Source organism: Lysobacter enzymogenes, from assembly GCF_900106525.1.
Taxonomy (GTDB): domain Bacteria; phylum Pseudomonadota; class Gammaproteobacteria; order Xanthomonadales; family Xanthomonadaceae; genus Lysobacter; species Lysobacter enzymogenes.
Map to the genome: position 1 here is coordinate 296,688 of NZ_FNOG01000007.1, position 18,667 is coordinate 315,354.

General features: G+C 70.2%; 18 protein-coding genes and 1 riboswitch. Of the genes, 9 read left to right on the forward strand and 9 right to left on the reverse strand.

The window, feature by feature from the left end; translation table 11 throughout:
• Positions 1 to 215: 215 nt before the first annotated feature.
• Positions 216 to 1,280 (reverse strand): DUF5694 domain-containing protein, encoded by a 1,065-nt coding sequence (locus BLU84_RS18595; protein WP_074870787.1) that lies wholly within the window; start codon positions 1,278 to 1,280, stop codon positions 216 to 218.
• Positions 1,281 to 1,480: 200 nt separating this feature from the next.
• On the opposite strand from BLU84_RS18595, the gene BLU84_RS18600 reads away from it, so the two are divergent.
• Entirely contained in the window at positions 1,481 to 2,854 is a 1,374-nt protein-coding gene (locus tag BLU84_RS18600; RefSeq protein ID WP_074870789.1) for an aspartate aminotransferase family protein, read from the forward strand.
• A 46-nt stretch (positions 2,855 to 2,900) separates the two neighbouring features.
• On the opposite strand, the gene BLU84_RS18605 is transcribed toward BLU84_RS18600, so the two are convergent.
• From BLU84_RS18605 to BLU84_RS18625, 5 genes are all read right to left on the reverse strand, one after another.
• Positions 2,901 to 4,169, reverse strand: coding sequence for an iron-containing redox enzyme family protein (locus tag BLU84_RS18605; protein ID WP_074870792.1), 1,269 nt, complete (start codon positions 4,167 to 4,169; stop codon positions 2,901 to 2,903).
• Positions 4,170 to 4,470: 301 nt separating this feature from the next.
• Positions 4,471 to 4,815, reverse strand: a complete 345-nt coding sequence (locus BLU84_RS18610; RefSeq protein ID WP_074870795.1) for a hypothetical protein — start codon at positions 4,813 to 4,815, stop codon at positions 4,471 to 4,473.
• The gene (locus tag BLU84_RS18615; RefSeq protein WP_074870797.1) at positions 4,812 to 5,921 is read right to left on the reverse strand and encodes an alpha/beta hydrolase family protein; all 1,110 of its coding nucleotides are present in this window, start codon (positions 5,919 to 5,921) and stop codon (positions 4,812 to 4,814) included. The genes BLU84_RS18610 and BLU84_RS18615 overlap by 4 nt, the downstream gene beginning before the upstream one ends.
• A 286-nt stretch (positions 5,922 to 6,207) precedes the next feature.
• A complete protein-coding gene (locus BLU84_RS18620) occupies positions 6,208 to 7,038 on the reverse strand; it encodes an alpha/beta fold hydrolase (RefSeq protein WP_074870799.1) in 831 nt (276 codons plus the stop codon).
• A gap of 129 nt (positions 7,039 to 7,167) precedes the next feature.
• A complete protein-coding gene (locus tag BLU84_RS18625; RefSeq protein ID WP_074870800.1) occupies positions 7,168 to 7,869 on the reverse strand; it encodes a pirin family protein in 702 nt (233 codons plus the stop codon).
• Between the two features lie 110 nt (positions 7,870 to 7,979).
• On the opposite strand from BLU84_RS18625, the gene BLU84_RS18630 reads away from it, so the two are divergent.
• Positions 7,980 to 8,900 carry a LysR family transcriptional regulator gene (locus BLU84_RS18630; RefSeq protein ID WP_074870803.1) on the forward strand — a complete coding sequence of 307 codons (921 nt, stop codon included), beginning with the start codon at positions 7,980 to 7,982 and terminating at the stop codon, positions 8,898 to 8,900.
• 1 nt (position 8,901) lies between these two features.
• Here BLU84_RS18630 and BLU84_RS18635 read toward each other — a convergent pair whose 3' ends face one another.
• Positions 8,902 to 9,531, reverse strand: coding sequence for a response regulator (locus BLU84_RS18635; protein ID WP_074870806.1), 630 nt, complete (start codon positions 9,529 to 9,531; stop codon positions 8,902 to 8,904).
• 242 nt (positions 9,532 to 9,773) lie between these two features.
• Between BLU84_RS18635 and BLU84_RS18640 the strand changes: the two genes are divergently transcribed.
• Positions 9,774 to 10,037 carry a hypothetical protein gene (locus BLU84_RS18640; RefSeq protein WP_074870809.1) on the forward strand — a complete coding sequence of 88 codons (264 nt, stop codon included), beginning with the start codon at positions 9,774 to 9,776 and terminating at the stop codon, positions 10,035 to 10,037.
• A gap of 124 nt (positions 10,038 to 10,161) precedes the next feature.
• Here the strand turns inward: BLU84_RS18640 and BLU84_RS18645 are convergent, their stop codons facing one another.
• Positions 10,162 to 11,343, reverse strand: coding sequence for a M23 family metallopeptidase (locus BLU84_RS18645; protein ID WP_074870810.1), 1,182 nt, complete (start codon positions 11,341 to 11,343; stop codon positions 10,162 to 10,164).
• Between the two features lie 381 nt (positions 11,344 to 11,724).
• Positions 11,725 to 11,943, forward strand: a riboswitch (cobalamin riboswitch).
• A gap of 167 nt (positions 11,944 to 12,110) precedes the next feature.
• Between BLU84_RS18645 and BLU84_RS18650 the strand changes: the two genes are divergently transcribed.
• The 6 genes from BLU84_RS18650 to BLU84_RS18675 are packed head-to-tail and all read left to right on the forward strand — an operon-like array spanning position 12,111 to position 18,375.
• Positions 12,111 to 13,625 carry a CoA-acylating methylmalonate-semialdehyde dehydrogenase gene (locus tag BLU84_RS18650; RefSeq protein ID WP_074870896.1) on the forward strand — a complete coding sequence of 505 codons (1,515 nt, stop codon included), beginning with the start codon at positions 12,111 to 12,113 and terminating at the stop codon, positions 13,623 to 13,625.
• An 11-nt stretch (positions 13,626 to 13,636) separates the two neighbouring features.
• Positions 13,637 to 14,815 (forward strand): acyl-CoA dehydrogenase family protein, encoded by a 1,179-nt coding sequence (locus tag BLU84_RS18655; protein WP_139175121.1) that lies wholly within the window; start codon positions 13,637 to 13,639, stop codon positions 14,813 to 14,815.
• Positions 14,812 to 15,606, forward strand: a complete 795-nt coding sequence (locus BLU84_RS18660; protein ID WP_074870814.1) for an enoyl-CoA hydratase — start codon at positions 14,812 to 14,814, stop codon at positions 15,604 to 15,606. The genes BLU84_RS18655 and BLU84_RS18660 overlap by 4 nt, the downstream gene beginning before the upstream one ends.
• Positions 15,603 to 16,790: an enoyl-CoA hydratase/isomerase family protein gene (locus BLU84_RS18665; protein WP_074870816.1), complete on the forward strand. Its 1,188-nt coding sequence runs from the start codon at positions 15,603 to 15,605 to the stop codon at positions 16,788 to 16,790. The genes BLU84_RS18660 and BLU84_RS18665 overlap by 4 nt, the downstream gene beginning before the upstream one ends.
• Positions 16,787 to 17,686 carry a 3-hydroxyisobutyrate dehydrogenase gene (gene mmsB / locus BLU84_RS18670; protein ID WP_074870819.1) on the forward strand — a complete coding sequence of 300 codons (900 nt, stop codon included), beginning with the start codon at positions 16,787 to 16,789 and terminating at the stop codon, positions 17,684 to 17,686. The genes BLU84_RS18665 and mmsB overlap by 4 nt, the downstream gene beginning before the upstream one ends.
• Positions 17,683 to 18,375 carry an epoxyqueuosine reductase QueH gene (locus BLU84_RS18675; protein WP_074870822.1) on the forward strand — a complete coding sequence of 231 codons (693 nt, stop codon included), beginning with the start codon at positions 17,683 to 17,685 and terminating at the stop codon, positions 18,373 to 18,375. Before mmsB ends, BLU84_RS18675 begins: the two co-directional genes overlap by 4 nt.
• Positions 18,376 to 18,453: 78 nt before the next feature.
• Here BLU84_RS18675 and BLU84_RS27560 read toward each other — a convergent pair.
• A partial coding sequence (locus tag BLU84_RS27560) for a hypothetical protein (RefSeq protein WP_211664570.1) occupies positions 18,454 to 18,667 on the reverse strand: 214 nt, incomplete at its 5' end.

The window sequence follows — 18,667 nt, forward strand, 5'->3', positions numbered from 1 at the left end:
GCGCAGGGATGCGCCACACAGGCCATCCATGGCCTGGGTGGCGCACGGCGCGCGTCCTGCGCGCGGCCCTCCGGGTCTACGGTTGCCTGTGGCGAGTTCGGGGCGGCGGGGGGAGCGAAGAACGACGGCAACAGCAACTGCAACTTGGATTCCGGCTTTCGCCGGAACGACGGGATGCTGGGGCGTCGTTGTATCAGCGCGGTCGCGGCTTGCGCTCAGCGCGCCGGATCGGCCAGCGCGCGCTGCGCGTCGACGATGTCCACGTTCTGCATCTGCCCGAGCAGCGAATCCAGCCACGGCTTGTGCATCGCTCCGACCACGGTCAGTACGCGTGCGGCGGGGCGCTGGCGGAAGCTTTCGCGCAGGTTGGCGGCCATGCGCAGGTTGCGGGTTTCCCAGCCGGCGACGTATTGCTGGCCGTAGTGCGGTTCGGAGCGGTCGCGCAAGGCCGCGCCGGCGTCGCCGCGGATCGCGATGCGCAGGCGCTGCGGGTCGTTGAGGTAGCGGTACAGCGCGAGCATGTCGTCGCCGTGGCGCAAGGCGTCGAGCCGCTCGCGCGCCGGCCGCGCCGGCGCGGCGGCGTCGTCCCACAAGCCTTGTATCGCAGTGCCGTAGGCGCGCGGATCGGCGATGTCGAGATTGTCGCCGGTGTGGTCGTCGATGGCGTAGAGCCGCTGCAGGCCGAGCCGTGCGGCCAGCCGGGCGCCGATCTGCAGGCTCTCGTCGGGCAGGGTTTCGGCCCGTTGCAGGCGCGCGGCCAGGGCCGCGTCCAGGCCGTCGCCGGCGCGGCGCTCGGCCGGCGCCAGTTGCAGCCATTGCACCATCGCCGAGCCGGGTTCGCCGGCAGCCAGAAACAGCGATGCCAGCCGGCGGCGTTGTGCGGGCGTCGGTGTGGCCGGCCAGGCGCGCAGGGCGTCGGCGGCCTGGGCCAGCGCCTCGGGCCGGTCCAGGCCGGTCGCCTTGCGCGCGTCGGCGGTTTCGGGGCAGTAGTGGTCGGTTTCATCGGCGGCGTAGGCGCGAGGGTGCCGCGCCATGAAATCGCAGCCTTCGCCGGAGATCGATTCCACCGCGATGGTGTCGGGCGCGAACGCGGCCAGCCGGTCCAGCAGCGGTTGCAGCGAGGCCGGATCGAACGGCTTGTTCTTATTGAGGTCCTGGCCCAAATGCACGCTGCCTAGCACCAGCACCTGGGCGCGCGGCCCGGGCGAGCCGCGGTCGAGCGTCGACAGATCGACCGTGTCGGCGCGCGCCAGCGCGAACGAGCCCATCGCCAAGGCCATCAAGACGGCCGCTGGAATCCATCGAGTGCGCATGCATCGCTCCTGGTCGGGCCGCGGTTCGCGCGAAGTCCGCGCGAACCGCGGCGATGCAGCGGACTGTAGCCTGCGCCTTCGCCGTCGTCATGTGACGCAAATCATGCGCGGCGCGGCGGCCGCGTCGGTGCGATGATGCGGGCAATCCCGCGACCGAGGACACCCGCATGAACCGGATCGACGATGCGCCCGCCGTTGCCGCCCACGACCGCTCCGCGGCCTGGCGCGACGATCGCCGCCATGTGCTGCATTCGTGGTCGGCGCAGGCGCAGATCGATCCGGTCGTGGTCGCCGGCGCGCAGGGCGCGTGGTTCTGGGACGAGCACGGGACGCGCTGGCTGGATTTCTCCAGCCAATTGGTCAACGTCAATCTCGGCCATCAGCATCCGGCCTTGGTCGAAGCGATCCGCGAACAGGCGGCCACGCTGTGCACGATCGCGCCGTATCACGCCAACGCCGCTACCGCGCAGGCCGCGCGGATGATCGCCGAGGTCGCGCCGGGCGACCTGGACCGGGTGTTCTTCACCAACGGCGGCGCCGAGGCGGTGGAGAACGCGGTGCGCATCGCCCGCCAGCACACCGGCCGGAACAAGCTGCTGGCGATGTACCGCAGTTATCACGGCGCCACCGCCGGCGCGATCACTTTGACCGGCGATCCGCGTCGCTGGAACGCCGAACCCGGCCTGCCGGGCGTGGTGCGGTTCTGGGGGCCGTATGCGTATCGCTCGGCGTTCTATGCGCAAACGCCCGAGCAGGAATGCGAACGCGCGCTGGCCCATCTGCAGCAGACCCTGGAGCTGGAAGGCGCGCACACGGTGGCGGCGATCCTGTTGGAGTCGGTGGTCGGCGGCAACGGCATCCTGGTGCCGCCGGACGGCTATCTGCGCGGCGTGCGCGAGTTGTGCGACCGTCACGGCATCGTGCTGATTGCCGACGAGGTCATGGCCGGTTTCGGCCGCTGCGGCGAATGGTTCGCGATCGACCATTGGGGCGTGGTGCCGGATCTGATCACTTTCGCCAAGGGCGTCAATTGCGGTTACGTGCCACTGGGCGGGGTGATCGTCAGCGAGCGCATCGCCCAGGCCTACCAGCAGCGGCCGTTTCCGGGCGGGCTGACTTATTCGGGACATCCCTTGGCCTGCGCCGCGGCGGTGGCCTGCATCGGCGTGTATCGCAGCGAAGGCTTGATCGAGCGCGCGCGCCGCATCGGCGCCGACATCGTCGGCCCGGCCTTGGCGACGATGGCCGAACGCCACGCCAGCGTCGGCGAGGTGCGCGGGCTCGGCGCGTTCTGGGCGATCGAACTGGTGCGCGACCGCGCCAGCCGCGAACCGCTGGTGCCGTTCAACGCGGGCGGCGCGACCAACGCGCCGATGGCCGAGTTGGTGGCGGCGTGCAAGCGCGGCGGCGTGTGGCCGTTCGCCGCCGGCAACCGTCTGCACATCGTGCCGCCGTTGAACATCGGCGAAGACGAGTTGCGTCACGGTCTGGCGGTGATCGACGAGGCGCTGGCCGTCGCCGACCGCTACGTCGCCGACTGACGCGACGCCCGCGGCCGGCGCAACGCGCGCCGGCCGCGGGCGCGGTTCACGCCGCCGCGGCTTTCTCCACCAATCCGTCCAGTCCTTCCATCTCGCGCGTGTGGCTGGCGAAGATCGTCGCGAACACCTCGTCGTGGTTGCGGAAGGCCTTGAATTCCAGGGCGTTGCCGCTGGGGTCGTTGAGGAACATGGTGGCGTGCTCGCCGGGCAGGTCGCGCATGCGCACATGCGGCGGGTCGACGAACTCGTAACCGTGGCGCTTGATTCGCTCGGCCAGCGCGCTCCAGTCGCGCCAGTTCAGATTGATGCCGAAGTGCGGCACCTTGACCGTTTCGCCGTAGAACGCCGAGCCGAATGCGGCGTCGCCGACGGCCTCCTGCGGCGCCTGGTGGATGACCAGGTGGTGGCCGTAGAAATCCAGGTCGATCAGGTTTTTGGTCGAACGGCCCTGGCCGGCGCCGAGCACGTCGCAATAGAACGCGCGCGCCGTTTGCAGGTCGTGCACGCCGATGGCGAGGTGGAACTGGGCGATGGCCGCTTCGCCGGCCGGCGCGCCGCGCGCGGCCGCGGCCGGGTCGGCGGCGGTGGCCGCGGCGTGGATATGGCCCCAGAACGCCTGCCACGCGGCCATGCTGTCGCGGTAGCCGCGTTCCAGCGCGGCTACGCTGCCGGCGTCCATGCCGCCGATCTCCTCGCCGATCAGCGCGCGCAGCTTCTCGCGGTGGGCGATGTCGTGCTCGCCGACGTGCAGCTCCCAGAACGTCCAGTCGATGCGTTCGCGATGTTCGCGCACGTAGGGATTGCGGATCAGGTGTTCGTAGAGCTTGGCCAGATAGACCTGGCAGACGCATTCGCCGCCCATGCCGCGCAGGCCGACGCCGTAGGCCGCGGTGGCGCCGGGCGCGGTCAGCGCGGCGCGGGCCGCGTCGAGCAGGGCGAGGTTGGCGGTCAGCGCCTGCCGCTCGTGATCGCCGTGTTCGATGCCCAGGCTGGCGAGGAAATCGTCGTAGAGCTGCGGATGCGCCTGCGCGGCGTCGCCGCTGCCGAGCTCGTCGAACAGGATGTCGGCGAGGAAGCTGCGCATGCGCCCGGGCGGCAGCCGCGCGATCAGCAGGGCGATGTCGGCGATGTAGTAGTCGGTGAAGCAGCGGTACTGCGCCAGCAGCGAGAACAATCGCGGCGGACTGGCGGTTTCCACGAACGCGAACAGCGCGCTGGCGTGGTCGACGGTCTGGCGTTGCAGATCGTCGGCGAGCGTCCAGAACGCGCGCAGGTCGAGGGGCGAGAGCGCCGCAGGCGCAAGGTCGGTCTTCATGGCGATGGTCCGTCCTATCGTCGAGGTGGACTGAAGGACGTCGGCGGCGGGCGCCGACGGCGGTGCCGCGATGGCGCTCGGTTTCTCGAGCGAGGGATGGAAAGCGTGCTCGCGGCGGCGCACGCAGTGTCGCCCGCTCAATCCATCACAAGGGCATGCGGCCCCGGGTTGCCACGGTCACGAAAGAAAGAATTTCGACAATTTCATGCGAAACGCATGTTGCGGCAGTAGCCGTAGCGAACCTCGCATCCCTTGCGAAGCGGGCGATCCGAGCGGCCTCGTCGGAGTCGAGAAATTCGGCTCAGGCCTTGGGGTCCTGTTTCGTAAGGTAGGTGTACAGGTCGCCGCGCAGAGCGGCGATCAGCGCTTGCGCCGCCTGGGCTTTGACGAAGTAGTGCACGACGCGCCCGCGCACTTCGCCGTGGACCAACCCGACGGCGGCTAGGCGCTTCATGCGATGGACCAGCTCGCGCGAATCCATTCTCGAGCCCGGCGACAGCAGGTCCGGGCCCGCGCAACCTTCGCTGCCGGCCTTGGCGAGGTGCGAGAAAATCCACAGCTGATAAGAATCTCCCAGTTCGGCGAAGGCGGCTGCTTCGTCGAACCGGTTGGCGCGCGAGGTCGATCGCGGCAAGTCGTTTTTCATTGCGCGGGCCTGCCGAGCGTGCGCTCGAACAGCTTCAGCGCCTGCGCGATGGCGGTGCGGTGCGCCAGTTCCTGCGGGCCGGTGTTCGCGCAGATCTGCAGTTTCTCGCGTCCGGCGTCGGTGCAGGTCGACAGGAACGCGTAATGGCCGACCTTCGGCAGCGCGGTCAGGCGCGCGCCGGGGATCGCGTCGGCGGCCGCGCGCGCGTTGCTGGCCAATGCGGCCACGGTGTCGGCTTCGCCGGAGACGATCCGCACCGGCACGCCGATGCCGCGCAGGCTGTCGGGAGTGAACGCCTGCACCAGCGCCGGCGCCATTGCGAACACCGCCTTGAGCGCGGGAAGCGAGTGGTCGGCGCCGGCGGTCGCTTCCAGCGCGGCCACGTCGGGGCGCTGCAGCGCTTTGCGCATGTCGTCTTCGGTGATCGCGAATTCGATCTGCGGGCGGCACACGCCGTCGTCGGGGTGGGCGTGGCAGAAGTCGAGCAGGCGCTGGCGGTCGAAGCGCGCGCCGGCCAGGGCCAGCGCGGTGAAGCCGCCGGCGGAGAAGCCCGAAGCGGCGACGCGCGTGGGGTCGATGTGCGGGCCGAATTGCGGATCGGCGGCGACCGCGGCGAGCGCGCGCTTGAGGTCTTCGGCGCGTTCCCACCACAGGATCGCGCCGGGCGCGGTCATGCGGTCGACGCCGTTGTTGCCGGGATGGTCGACGCCGATCACCACGTAGCCCGCCTGTGCCAAGGGCGCCGCGAACCAGCCCATCATCCGCGCGCTGCCGCCGAAGCCGTGCGAGAGCAGCACCACCGGCCGCTTGCGGCCGGGCGCATCGTCGGCGAGCGGGGCATCGTCGGCGAGCGTGGCGACGCGGAACAGCGGCGCGTCCGGCGGGCCGAGCGCGACCTCGCGCGCGGCGCTGCCGACGCGGGCCGGATACCACACGGTCACGCGCAACTGGTCGCGCCCTTCGGCGTCGCGGGCGGCGGCGCTGGGCTGGGTCACGACGCGGTGCGTTTCACTGGCGACATAACCCGCTTTGGCCGCGCTCGCGGCCGGCGCCGACGCGAACAGGGACGAGGCCAAGGCCAGCGCGGCGAGGGGCTTGAGCTTCATGCGGTCTCCGAAGGCGGGCGGGCGCGATGGCGCAGCGCAGGGCGCGGGCGCGACCTGGGATCGCCGCGATGCGGCACGCTAGCACGCGGCTTCGGCGAGCGTCGTAGGCCGGAAGTGTTGGCGGGCGGCCGCGTGGCCGCGGTTGCCCCTTGTAGGAGCGGCGCGAGCCGCGACCGCGAAACCACGCTTGCGTCGCAGGCGCGATGTCGCGGTCGCGGCTCGCGCCGCTCCTACAGGGGTGCTTTGCAGCGGCGGCCTCTCCCGTGGTGGGAGAGGCCCAGCGCGATCAGGACTTGAGGAAGTCCAGCAGGTCCTGGTTGAGCTTGTCCTTGTGCGTATCGGTCAGGCCGTGCGGCGCGCCCGGATACACGATCAGCTTGCTGTTCTTCACCAGTTGCGCCGAGGCGCGGCCGGCCGCGTCGATCGGCACGATCTGGTCGTCGTCGCCGTGCACGATCAGGGTCGGCACGTCGAACTTCTTCAGGTCTTCGCGGAAGTCGGTGGCCGAGAACGCGGCGATGGAGTCGTAGGTGTTCTTGTGGCCGCCCCACATGCCCTGCACCCAGAACGAATCGATCATGCCCTGCGACGGCGTCGCGCCTTCGCGGTTGAAGCCGAAGAACGGGCCGCTGGCGATGTCCTTGTACAGCTGCGAGCGGTCCTTGATCGAACCCGCGCGCAGGCCGTCGAACACTTCGATCGGCAGGCCGCCGGGGTTGTCGGCGGTCTTGAGCATCAGCGGCGGCACCGCCGAGATCAGGCCGGCCTTCTTGACCCGCGCGGTGCCGTGGCGGCCGATGTAGCGCGCCACTTCGCCGCCGCCGGTGGAGAAGCCGAACAGCGCGGCGCCCTGGATGTCGAGGTGTTCGAGCAACTGCGCCAGGTCGTCGGCGTAGTGGTCCATGTCGTTGCCGTCCCAGGGCTGGCTGGAACGGCCGTGGCCGCGGCGGTCGTGGGCGATGACGCGATAGCCGTGCGAGGCCAGGAAGAACATCTGCGATTCCCAGCTGTCCGCGCTCAGCGGCCAGCCGTGGCTGAAGACGACGGGTTGGCCGTCGCGCGGGCCCCAGTCCTTGAAGTAGATCTGCACGTCGTCGCGGGTGGTGAAGGTGGCCATGACTTGGGGCTCCGGGGTAGCGGCGGGAGAGGGGCGAGAGAGGAGAAAGAACAGGCAGCGAAGGTCTGCGCCGCCACGGACGGCGGCGCGGATGGAACAGGGCGCTTGAGGCTGCGATGCGGCGGTTGGTTACGGCGCAGTGTCGACCAGCACCACTTCGGCGTCTTCCGACGCGGTCACGCGAATGCGCGCTTCGCCGCGGATCGCCGCGCCGTCGCGGGCGTTGACCGCCACGCCGTTGACCTCGATCGCGCCCTTGGCCGGCACCAGGTAGCCGTAGCGCTCGCCGTCGAAGGCGTATTCGGCCGATTCGCCCTTGGCCAAGGTCAGGCCGAGCACGCGGGCGTTGGCGCGGATCGGCAGGGCGTCTTCGTCGCCGTCGATGCCGCTGGCCAGGACCACGAAGCGGCCGCCGCGGTCGTCCTTGGGGAACGGCTTGGCGCCCCAGGTCGGCGCGCCGCCGCGGGCGTCGGGGATGATCCAGATCTGGAAGATCCGGGTCGTCTCCGGCTCCAGGTTGTATTCGGCGTGCTGGATGCCGCTGCCCGCGCTCATCACCTGCACGTCGCCGGCTTCGGTGCGGCCGCGGTTGCCCAGGTTGTCCTGGTGGCTGATCGCGCCGTCGCGGACGTAGGTGATGATCTCCATGTCGGCGTGCGAGTGCGGCGGGAAGCCGGTGTTGGCGGCGATGGTGTCGTCGTTCCAGACCCGCAGCGCGCCCCAGCCCATGCGCCCGGCGTCGCGGTAGCCGGCGAAGGAGAAGTGGTGCTTGGCGTCGAGCCAGCCGTGGTTTTCGCCGCCGAGGCCGGCGTAGGGGCGCAGTTCGATCATGTCGGCGTTTCCTTGTGTGTGAGGCGATGGGGAAACGATAGGCCCGCGGGATTGGGTTTAGAATAGAAACGATAGAAAACCATCGTTTCCAAAAATGGTGTAATCGCGCCATGATCCGACTGCCCGACCTGGAAGCCTGGGCGATCTTCGCCAAGGTCGCCGAACTGGGCTCCTTCGCCCGCGCGGCGGAGGAGCTGAGCCTGTCGCAGGCGACCGTGTCCAAGGCGGTCTCGCGCCTGGAAAGCCGGCTCAAGACCAGCTTGCTGCACCGCACCTCGCGGCGGATCTCGCTGACCGAGAGCGGCCGCGCCGCGCTCGAACGCGCCGCGCGGATCCTGGCCGAGGGCGAGGCGGTGGAGGCCGAGGTCACCGCCCAGGCACGCAGCCCGCGCGGGCGGGTGCGGCTGGCCGCGCCGATGTCGTTCGGCGTCGCCCACCTGGCGCCGCTGCTGCCGCAGTTCATGGCCGACTATCCCGAGATCGCGCTGGACATCGACTTCGACGACGGCGTCACCGACTTGGTCGGCGGCGGCTACGACCTGGCCCTGCGCATCTCCGCGCTGGCCGATTCGAGCCTACTGGCGCGGCGCCTGTGCGGCGTGCGCATCGTGCTGGTGGCCGCGCCGGCGTATCTGGACGCGCGCGGCCGGCCCAGCCATCCGCGCGAGCTGGCCGGGCACAGCGCGCTGGCCTACGCCTACTCGCGCTTCGGCAACGCCTGGCGCTTCCGCCACGCGCGCCACGGCGATTTCTCGCTGAGCGTGCCGGCGCCGCTGCGGGTCAACAACGCCGAAGCGCTCAACCCCGCGCTGCTGGCCGGGCTGGGGCTGGCGCTGCAGCCGGAGTTCCTGGTCTGGCGCGAGTTGCGCAGCGGCGCGCTGGAGCAGGTGATGCCCGACTGGGCGCCGCCGCCGATCGCCCTGCACGTGGTCACCCCGCCGGGGCGGGCGCGGCCGGCGCGGGTGCAGGCGCTGATCGAATACCTGGCGCGCGCGTTCGAACGAGCGCCCTGGGCCGATCCGCACGGCTGATTCAGCATTTGGCGTCGCGGCCGAGCAGGCCGTGATCGAACGCCAGCCGCACCAGCGCGCCTTCGCCGCGCACGTCCAGCTTGCCCAGGGCGCGCGCGCGCAGGGTGCGCACGGTGGACTCGGACACGCGCAGGGCCGCCGCGATTTCGCGGTTGCGCCGGCCCTCCAGCAGCATCCGCGCTACTTCCAGCTCGCGCGGGCTGAGCCGGTCGAACGGCGAAGACTCGAACAGCAAGCGGCCGCCGAGCGAATCGTCGATGAAGCGGCGGCCCGCGGCGACTTCGCGCAGCGCGCGCACCACCACCGCGCCGTCGCGCGATTTCGACACATAGCCCAGCGCGCCGGCGGCCAGCAGCCGCCGCGGCAGCGGCCCGTCGCCGACCGCCGAGACGATCAGGATCCGAAGCTTCGGATCGCGCTGCAGCAGGCCCTGCACCAGGTTCAGGCCCTCGCCGTCGGGACGGTTGAAGCCGCACAACGCTACGTCGGCCCGCGACTGCGTCATCCGCAGCACCGCCTCGTGCGGATCGCCGGCTTCGCCGACCACATCGATGTCGCTGTGCGCGCCGAGGATCCAGCGCAGTCCGAGACGGATCAACGGCTGGTCGTCGACGATGAACACCCGGATCATTTCCCTATCGCTCCGTAGATGATGCAAGCGAATGTCCAGGCCGTTTCCGAGGTCCGCAACTCGCCCGCGGGCAAAGTGCGGTGCGCCGACACCAATGTCGGCGGCTGACTACGTTACGTAAATGGATGTCTACGTCAGCGTAGACGCGCGCCGACGCCGAATCGGGGTTTTCCTACAGCCGTCACGTTTGGCCTTTGTTAGCGTGGCCGCACCTCGCATCGACGAACCGACCTGGAGTGCCGATGTCCACGCTGACGACGATCTACGAAGTCGTGCCCCACGCCTCGCGCTGCTGGCGGCTGCGCATCAACGGCGCGCACGAGATCGCCTTCCCCAACCGTGACATCGCCCGGGCCGCGGCGCGGGTGCGCGCGCGCCGGCAGAACCAGGACACCGGCGGGCATACCGAGGTCTGGGTCGAGCGCCTGGACGGGCGCATGGACCGCGAAGCGGTGTTCGTCGGCCGGCCGGGCTACGGCTGGGCGGCGGAGTGGCGCAGGCAATGACGGCCGGCGGCGCGTTGGTTGTTCGCGCCGGGCCGTTCGCAACGGGAAGTTCAGGAAAGCAGCGGCCGCGCGGACGCGGCCGCCGCCGGCGCGCGCTGCGCCGGCGCGCCGATCGGCCTGCGGATCAGGGCGAAACGGTGAACGACTTGCTGTAGGTCGTGCCGTTGTAGGCGACCTCGAAGCGCCAGGTGCCCGCCGGGCCGGTCGGCGCGAAGCTGCTCCAGGTCCAGTTCCACCACGACGAGGAGTAGTGCGCGGCCGGGCCGTTATGGACCCAGGAGGCGAACACCGTGCCGTTCGGCCGCAGGATCCGGTACTGGCTCTGCTGGCTGTTGAGCTGGTCGCGATAGAACGCGCTGAACGAGGCCTGCTGGCCGTAGCGCAAGGCGGTGTTCTCGTTCGGGTTGCCCGGGTTGGGGCAGGACGCGAACGCGGGCTGGGCGTTGCCGACGATCAGCTTGTTGATCGCCGAGTCGTAGTACGGACGCTGCGCCGCCCAGGCCGAAGCCAGGTTCAGGCCGTTGCAGGAACCGGCGTACGGGTCGATGAGGTTGGAATTGGCGTCGTAGACCTCGAAATGCAGATGCGGCTCGGTGGAACTGCCGGAGCTGCCGACCAAACCGAGATACTCGCCTTGCGCCACGCTCGCGCCGATGCCCTTGGCGGTGACCGAGCCGTTCTTCATGTGCCCGTACCACGCGACCGAGCCGTCGGCGTGCTGGACGTACACCGCGTTCCAGTTGTTGTTGTTGACCGAGCAACTGCGATCGAAGTTGCCGTCGGAGCGGCCGACGATGGTGCCCGGCGCCGCGGCGATCACCTTCACCTGACTGTTGTCCATCTTGTGCCAGGAGAACGGCCACAGGTAGTAATCGGTGCCGCGATGGCCGTCGTAGCTGCGCGCGCCGCAGCTGTAGTCGAGAATCTGGCCGCTGCCGGCCTGGTCGACGTAGTTGGAGATCGCGTGATAGCCCGGATCGGCCAGGCCGTTGTTGCCGGCCATCGGCCAGGCGAACCCGCCCAGCGAACGCGCGCCATCGCGTTGCGGCGCGGCGGCGAGTTTGAGCTTGCGCGCGTTGCTGCGGATTTCGGCCCAGGCGCGTTGGCGGAACTGCGGCGAAAGATGCTCGCCGTGCTCGGGCGGCGCATACGCGCCGCCGGCGCTGCTGTCGGGCGCAGCGCCGCGCGCATCGCGCGGTGCGGCGTCGTTGGCGGCCGCCGGCAGCGACGCCGCCGCGGCGGCGGCCAGGACCAGACACAGCGCCGGTAAGCGACGCGACGAGCGTGCGTTCGAATCGTTCGACATGGCGTTCTCCTTGAGTGAGCCGCAACGCGGCTGGGTTCGTGCTGTGTTCGCGCTGTATTCGAGCAGCGCGCAGACGAGCGCGGACGTCCCTGTTTCCTTGTCGACGATGGCCGCCTCAGACTCTTATACGCGGCTTTTTCTCGGCGCCGGACGCGGTGTCGGTCCCGTCCGTCGGCGATGGCGCCGCAATCGCGTGATGCATGATTCAGCTGAGTGAAAAAGCGCAGGCCGAAGCTGCGCTTGATCGCAGCGCGAACGCGCGTTAGCGCCATCGCCGCACGCGTCGCGCGGCGTGCCGCTCGCGCGCGCCGACGCGCGCGATGAATGCGGCCGCCGCCGTCCATACCGCGGCGCAGCTTGTCGCTGTCGCCGCCGAACCACTACACTGCGCCCGCCACAGGTGTCCTGCCGTCCGCGCATGCGGGCGGGCAGGGTGAAACGGGAAGCCGGTGCGGACGCGAGTCCCATCCCGGCACTGCCCCCGCAACGGTAGGCGAGAAAAACCGGCATCGGCCACTGCGCGAACGCGCGGGAAGGCGCCGGCGGGACGCGACAGCGTCGCTCGCGAGTCCGGAGACCGGCCTGTGGCGGACATCGCCGAACCGCCGCCCATGCGGCGCGACGCGCTGTTCTCCTCGGGCGTTGCGGCGGGCGACCTGACGAGCGGATGCGGTGCGGCGCGCATGCGCCCGCGTTTCGCCTTGTCTTCGTGTCTCCGCGGCGTCCGCACTTCGCGGGTGTGCGATACGGAGACCAACATGAACGAAATGCACCGCGTCGCGACCGATGTCGCGACCGTCAAGCTGCTCATCGACGGCGAGTTCGTCGAATCGCGCACTGCGCACTGGCGCGAGGTGATCAATCCCGCCACCCAGGCCGTGCTGGCGCGCGTGCCGATGGCCACGCCCGCGGAAATCGACGCCGCCGTCGCCGCCGCGGCGCGCGCGTTCAAGACCTGGCGCAAGACCCCGATCGGCGCGCGCGCGCGGATCTTCCTCAAGTACCAGCAGCTCATCCGCGAACACATGGGCGAACTGGCGGCGATCCTCAGCGCCGAACAGGGCAAGACCCTGCCCGACGCCGAAGGCGATGTGTTCCGCGGCCTGGAAGTGGTCGAGCACGCCGCCGCGATCGGCAACCTGCAGCTCGGCGAATTCGCCAACAACGTCGCCGGCGGCGTCGACACCTACACCCTGCTGCAACCGCTGGGCGTGTGCGTGGGCATCACCCCGTTCAATTTCCCGGCGATGATCCCGTTGTGGATGTTCCCGATGGCCATCGCTACCGGCAACACCTTCGTGCTCAAGCCGTCCGAGCAGGATCCGCTGGTGACCATGCGCCTGTGCGAACTGGCGCTGCAGGCCGGCATTCCCAAGGGCGTGCTCAACGTCGTGCACGGCGGCGAGGACGCGGTCAACGCGCTGTGCGACCACGCCGACATCAAGGCGGTGTCGTTCGTCGGCTCGAGCAAGGTCGGTACCCACGTCTACCGCCGCGCCTCGCTGGCCGGCAAGCGCGTGCAATGCATGATGGGCGCGAAGAACCACGCCGTGGTGCTGCCCGACGCGAACAAGGAGCAGACCCTCAACGCGCTCGCCGGCGCCGCGTTCGGCGCCGCCGGGCAGCGCTGCATGGCCGCATCCACCGCGGTGCTGGTCGGCGCCGCGAACGACTGGATTCCCGAGCTGGTGGCCAAGGCCAAGACGCTCAAGGTCAACGCCGGCAGCGAGCCGGGCACCGACGTCGGCCCGGTGATTTCCTGCGCCGCGCGCGAACGCGTGGAAGGCCTGATCGCCGCGGGCGTGGAGCAGGGCGCAACCCTGGAACTCGACGGCCGCGCGCCGGCGGTGCCGGGCTTTGAGCGCGGCAACTTCGTCGGCCCGACGATCTTCTCCGGCGTCGCGCCGGGCATGCGCATCTACGATGAGGAAATCTTCGGCCCGGTGCTGGTGATCCTGCGCGCGCAGACGCTCGACGAGGCGATCGAACTGGTCAACGCCAATCCCAACGGCAACGGCACCGCGATCTTCACCCAGTCCGGCGCGGCCGCGCGGCGCTTCCAGGACGACATCGACGTCGGCCAGGTCGGCATCAACGTGCCGATCCCGGTGCCGGTGCCGCTGTTCTCCTTCAGCAGCTCGCGCGCGTCCAAGCTCGGCGACCTCGGCCCCTACGGCAAGCAGGCGGTGACCTTCTACACCCAGACCAAGACCGTCACCGCGCGCTGGTTCGACGACGACACCCTGGGCCACGGCGTCAACACCACGATCAGTCTCAAGTGATGGCCGCGGTCATGGACTGGCGGCTCAGTGCGGCCGCGCCGACCGGGCTCAGCGAAGAACAATCGGCCTACCGCGACGCCGCGCGCGACTTCGCCCGCGCCGAACTGGCGCCGCACGCGGCGCAGTGGGACGCGCACAGCACGTTCCCGCGCGAGGCCATCGCCCACGCCGGCGAACTGGGCTTCTGCGGGCTGTACGTGGACGAAGCCGCCGGCGGCTCGGGCCTGAGCCGGCTGGATGCGGCGATCGTGTTCGAGGAACTGGCCGCGGCCGATCCGTCCACCGCGGCCTTCATCAGCATCCACAACATGGCGACCTGGATGTTCGCCGCGCATGCCGGCGAGGCGGTGCGCGCGCAGTGGAGCGCGGACTTGGCCGGCGGCCGCAAGCTGGCCTCGTACTGCCTGACCGAGCCCGGCGCCGGTTCCGACGCGGCCTCGCTGCGCACGCGCGCGGTGCGCGACGGCGGCGACTACGTGATCGACGGCACCAAGGCTTTCATTTCCGGCGCGGGTTCCACCGACCTGTTGGTGGTGATGGCGCGCACCGGCGGCGACGGCGCGCGCGGCATCAGCGCGTTCGCGGTGCCAGCCGATGCGGCCGGGATCGTGTACGGACGCAAGGAAGAGAAGATGGGCTGGAACAGCCAGCCCACCCGCGGCATCGCCTTCGAAGGCGTGCGCGTGCCGGCCTCGCATCGGCTCGGTCAGGAGGGCGACGGCTTCAAGATCGCGATGAAGGGGCTGGACGGCGGCCGCCTCAACATCGCCAGTTGTTCGCTCGGCGCGGCCCAGGGCGCGCTCGATGCGGCGCGCCGCTACATGGGCGAGCGGCGCCAGTTCGGCAAGAAGCTCGCCGAGTTCCAGGCCTTGCAGTTCAAGCTCGCGGACATGGCCACGCAACTGGTGGCCGCGCGGCAGATGGTCCACACCGCCGCGCGCAAGGTCGATGCCGCTACCAGCGACGCCACGGTGTGGTGCGCGATGGCCAAGCGCTTCGCCACCGACGCGGGCTTTTCGATCTGCAACGAGGCGCTGCAGATCCACGGCGGCTACGGCTACATCCGCGAATACCCGATCGAACGGCTGCTGCGCGACTGCCGCGTGCACCAGATCCTGGAAGGCACCAACGAAATCATGCGCGTGATCATCGCGCGCCACCTGCTCAACAGCGAAGAGGAATTGCGATGAGTTCGAGCGCCAAGACCTATGCGGGGCTGAAGCTGCGCATCGACGGCCACACTGCGGTGGTCGAGCTGAGCAACCCGCCGGCCAATACCTGGACCCGCGACAGCCTGGCCGCCTTGCGCGATCTGGTCCGCGACCTCGACGCCGACCGCGCGGTCTACGCCCTGGTGATCGTCGGCGAGGGCGAGAAGTTCTTCAGCGCCGGCGCCGACCTCAAGCAGTTCGCCGACGGCGACAAGGCCCTTGCGCGCGAAGCCGCGCGCCGTTTCGGCGAGGCCTTCGAGACGCTCAGCGCGTTCCGCGGCGTGTCAATCGCTGCGATCAACGGCTACGCCATGGGCGGCGGCCTGGAATGCGCGATGGCCTGCGACCTGCGCATCGTCGAGGAACAGGCGCAGCTGGCGCTGCCGGAGGCCACCGTCGGTCTGCTGCCCTGCGCCGGCGGCACCCAGAACCTGCCGCGGCTGGTCGGCGAAGGCTGGGCCAAGCGCATGATCCTGCTTGGCGAGCGCATCGACGCGGCGACCGCGCTGCGCATCGGCCTGGTCGAAGAAGTGGTGCCCAAAGGCCAGGCGCTGGCGCGCGCGCTGGAGTGGGCGAAGCAGGCCGAAAAGCAGAGCCCGACCAGCGTGGCCGCGTGCAAGGCGCTGGTCCAGGCCACCCGCAGCCAGCCGCACGCGACCGCGCTGGTGCGCGAGCGCGAGGCCTTCGTCGACCTGTTCGACAGCGCCGATCAGGTCGAAGGCGTGGCCGCATTCCTGGGCAAGCGCGCGCCGCAGTGGAAGAACGCATGAACGCGCATCTGCAGGAGGCGCCGCAGCCGCCGGTGTTGTTCGAACAGCGCGAAGGCGCGCACGGCCGCGTCGGCATCGCCACTCTCAATGCGTCGGCCACGCTCAACGGCTTGTCGCTGGAAATGGCGCAATTGCTCGACGCGCAGTTGCGCCGATGGGCGGACGACCCGGCGGTGGCGATGGTGTGGCTGCAAGGCGCGGGCGAGAAAGCCTTCTGCGCCGGCGGCGACCTGCACGGGCTGTACCGCGGCATGCGCGAGCATCAGGCGCGCGCGCGCTGGAGCGGCGACGAGTTCGCCGACCCGCGCGGCAACGTTCATGCCGAGGCGTTCTTCGCAACCGAATACCGCCTCGATTACCGCATCCATACCTATCCCAAGCCGCTGTTGTGCTGGGGCCACGGCATCGTCATGGGCGGCGGCATCGGCCTGATGGCCGGGGCCAGCCATCGCGTGGTCAGCGAGCGCTCGCGGCTGGCGTTCCCGGAAATCACCGTCGGCCTGTATCCCGATGTCGGCGGCAGCTGGCTGCTGGCGCGGGTGCCCGAGCGCGCCGGCCTGTTTCTGGCGTTGACCGGCGCACCGCTCAACGCCGGCGATGCGGTCCACGCGGGCCTGGCCGATCACCATCTGCCCGAGGCACGGCGCGGCGAAGCGCTGGACGCCGCCGTGGTCGCGGCATGGAGCGGCGACGCCGCGCGCGACCGCGCGACGCTGACGGCGTTGCTGCAAGGCTTGGCAGAGCCGGCGCCGGCGGGGCCGCTGCAACTGCACGCAGCCACGGTCGCGGCGATCTGCGCGGGCGATTCGCTGGAGGACATCGTCGCGCGCATCGAAGCGATCGACACCGACGATGCGTGGCTGCAGACCGCGCGCAAGACCCTCGCCGCCGGCGCGCCCGGTTCGGCGCGACTCGGCTTCGAGCTGCAGCGTCGTGCCGCGTCGCTGTCGCTGGCCGATACCTTTCGCCTCGAATATTGGGCCTCGCTGCATTGCGCCGCGCACGGCGACTTCGCCGAGGGCATCCGCGCGCTGCTGATCGACAAGGACCGCACCCCCCGCTGGAACCCGGCGACGCTGGCGCAGGCCACCGCGCACTGGGCCCGATCCTTCTTCCACGACCCCGACCCGGCGCGGCCGCATCCGCTCGCCGACCTGGGCGCCGCCACGGAGCCGCGCGCATGAGCCGCATCGCCTTCATCGGACTGGGCCACATGGGCGGCCCGATGGCCGCCAACCTGCTCAAGGCCGGCCACGAACTGTGCGTGTTCGACCTGGTGCCGGCCGCGGTCGAGGCTGCGGTCGCGCTCGGTGCGCGCGCGGCGGCGGACGCGGCCGAGGCGGTGCGCGGCGCCGAGGTAGTGATCTCGATGCTGCCGGCCAGCCGTCACGTCGAAGGGCTGTATCTCGACGACGGCGGATTGCTGGCGCAACTCGCGCCGGATGCGCTGGCGATCGACTGCAGCACCATCGCGCCGGCGTCGGCACAGAAAGTCGCGGCGGCCGCGGCCGCACGCGGCATCGCGATGATCGACGCACCGGTGTCCGGCGGCACCGCTGGCGCCGCCGCCGGCACGCTGACCTTCATCGTCGGCGGCGAGGCCGCGGCGCTGGAGCGCGCGCGGCCGTTGCTGGAAGCGATGGGCCGCAACGTCTTCCACATGGGCGCCAGCGGCGCCGGCCAGGTCGCCAAGCTGTGCAACAACATGGCGCTGGGCGTGATCATGGCCGCCACCGGCGAAGCGCTCGCGCTCGGCGCCGCGCACGGCCTGGACCCGGCCGCACTGTCGAAGATGATGGCGGTCAGCACCGGCCGCAGTTGGGCCACCGAGGTGTGCAACCCGTGGCCGGGCGTGCTGGAGAACGCGCCAGCCTCTCGCGGCTACCAAGGCGGTTTTGGCAGCGACCTGATGCTCAAGGACTTGGGCCTGGCGGCGGAAGCCGCGATGGGCGTGGGCGCGCCGATCCCGCTGGGCGAACTGGCGCGCAATCTCTACGCGCTCAACGGCCGCGCCGGCCGCGGCGGGCTGGATTTCTCCAGCGTGATCCGACTGCTCGCCCGCGACGGCGCGCAGGCATGAGCCTCGTGCGCGAAGCGCTGGCCCTGCCCGGCGGCGCGCAGCGGCTGCTGCTGCACTCGTGCTGCGCACCGTGTTCGGGCGAGGTCATGGAGGCGCTGCGCGCGGCCGGCATCGACTACACGATCTTCTTCTACAACCCCAACATCCACCCGGTGAAGGAATACGAGCTGCGCAAGCAGGAGAACATTCGCTTCGCCGACCAACACGGCGTGCCCTTCGTCGACGCCGACTACGACACCGACCATTGGTTCGCCCGCGCCCGCGGCATGGAGAACGAACCCGAGCGCGGCATCCGCTGCACCATGTGTTTCGACATGCGTTTCGAGCGCACCGCGCTGTACGCGCACGAGCACGGCTTCGCCGCGATCAGCAGTTCGCTGGGAATCTCGCGCTGGAAGAACATGGAGCAGATCAACGACTGCGGCCACCGCGCAGCGGCGCGGTATCCGGGTTTGGCGTACTGGGACTACAACTGGCGCAAGGGCGGCGGGGCGCAGCGCATGATCGAGATCAGCAAGCGCGAGCGTTTCTATCAGCAGGAGTATTGCGGCTGCGTGTATTCGTTGCGCGATACCAATCGCCATCGACGGGCGCAGGGGCGCGATCGGATTCGGATCGGCACGGTTTTTTATGGGGATGAGGGCGAGCGGGTGGATGCGCCGGGTGAGGGTGGTGCTGGCGAGGGGTGAGAGTGGTGTTGTGTCGAATGGGAGTGTCGTGGCCGCAGTTTGCTGTTTCTGCGGGAGCTGGCAGCCAATCGAATCGACTCAGTTCCGCTGCAGCACCCGACACCCCGCAAACTCCCACTCGTCATTCCGGCGAAAGCCGGAATCCATTTTGATTTTGCCGTTGCTGTTGCCGTTGCTCTTCGCTCCCCCCGCCGCCTCGAACTCGCCACAGGCAAGTAGAGACCCGAAGGGCGGCGCGCAGGACGCGCGCCGTGCGCCACCCAGGCCATGGATGGCCTGTGTGGCGCATCCC

Bases quoted from the DNA above. Each gene is read 5' to 3' on its own strand.
- BLU84_RS18595 (WP_074870787.1), bottom strand. From the start codon at position 1,280: ATGGCCTTGGCGATGGGCTCGTTCGCGCTGGCGCGCGCCGACACGGTC.
- BLU84_RS18600 (WP_074870789.1), top strand. From the start codon at position 1,481: ATGAACCGGATCGACGATGCGCCCGCCGTTGCCGCCCACGACCGCTCC.
- BLU84_RS18605 (WP_074870792.1), bottom strand. From the start codon at position 4,169: ATGAAGACCGACCTTGCGCCTGCGGCGCTCTCGCCCCTCGACCTGCGC.
- BLU84_RS18610 (WP_074870795.1), bottom strand. From the start codon at position 4,815: ATGAAAAACGACTTGCCGCGATCGACCTCGCGCGCCAACCGGTTCGAC.
- BLU84_RS18615 (WP_074870797.1), bottom strand. From the start codon at position 5,921: ATGAAGCTCAAGCCCCTCGCCGCGCTGGCCTTGGCCTCGTCCCTGTTC.
- BLU84_RS18620 (WP_074870799.1), bottom strand. From the start codon at position 7,038: ATGGCCACCTTCACCACCCGCGACGACGTGCAGATCTACTTCAAGGAC.
- BLU84_RS18625 (WP_074870800.1), bottom strand. From the start codon at position 7,869: ATGATCGAACTGCGCCCCTACGCCGGCCTCGGCGGCGAAAACCACGGC.
- BLU84_RS18630 (WP_074870803.1), top strand. From the start codon at position 7,980: ATGATCCGACTGCCCGACCTGGAAGCCTGGGCGATCTTCGCCAAGGTC.
- BLU84_RS18635 (WP_074870806.1), bottom strand. From the start codon at position 9,531: ATGATCCGGGTGTTCATCGTCGACGACCAGCCGTTGATCCGTCTCGGA.
- BLU84_RS18640 (WP_074870809.1), top strand. From the start codon at position 9,774: ATGTCCACGCTGACGACGATCTACGAAGTCGTGCCCCACGCCTCGCGC.
- BLU84_RS18645 (WP_074870810.1), bottom strand. From the start codon at position 11,343: ATGTCGAACGATTCGAACGCACGCTCGTCGCGTCGCTTACCGGCGCTG.
- BLU84_RS18650 (WP_074870896.1), top strand. From the start codon at position 12,111: ATGCACCGCGTCGCGACCGATGTCGCGACCGTCAAGCTGCTCATCGAC.
- BLU84_RS18655 (WP_139175121.1), top strand. From the start codon at position 13,637: ATGGACTGGCGGCTCAGTGCGGCCGCGCCGACCGGGCTCAGCGAAGAA.
- BLU84_RS18660 (WP_074870814.1), top strand. From the start codon at position 14,812: ATGAGTTCGAGCGCCAAGACCTATGCGGGGCTGAAGCTGCGCATCGAC.
- BLU84_RS18665 (WP_074870816.1), top strand. From the start codon at position 15,603: ATGAACGCGCATCTGCAGGAGGCGCCGCAGCCGCCGGTGTTGTTCGAA.
- mmsB (WP_074870819.1), top strand. From the start codon at position 16,787: ATGAGCCGCATCGCCTTCATCGGACTGGGCCACATGGGCGGCCCGATG.
- BLU84_RS18675 (WP_074870822.1), top strand. From the start codon at position 17,683: ATGAGCCTCGTGCGCGAAGCGCTGGCCCTGCCCGGCGGCGCGCAGCGG.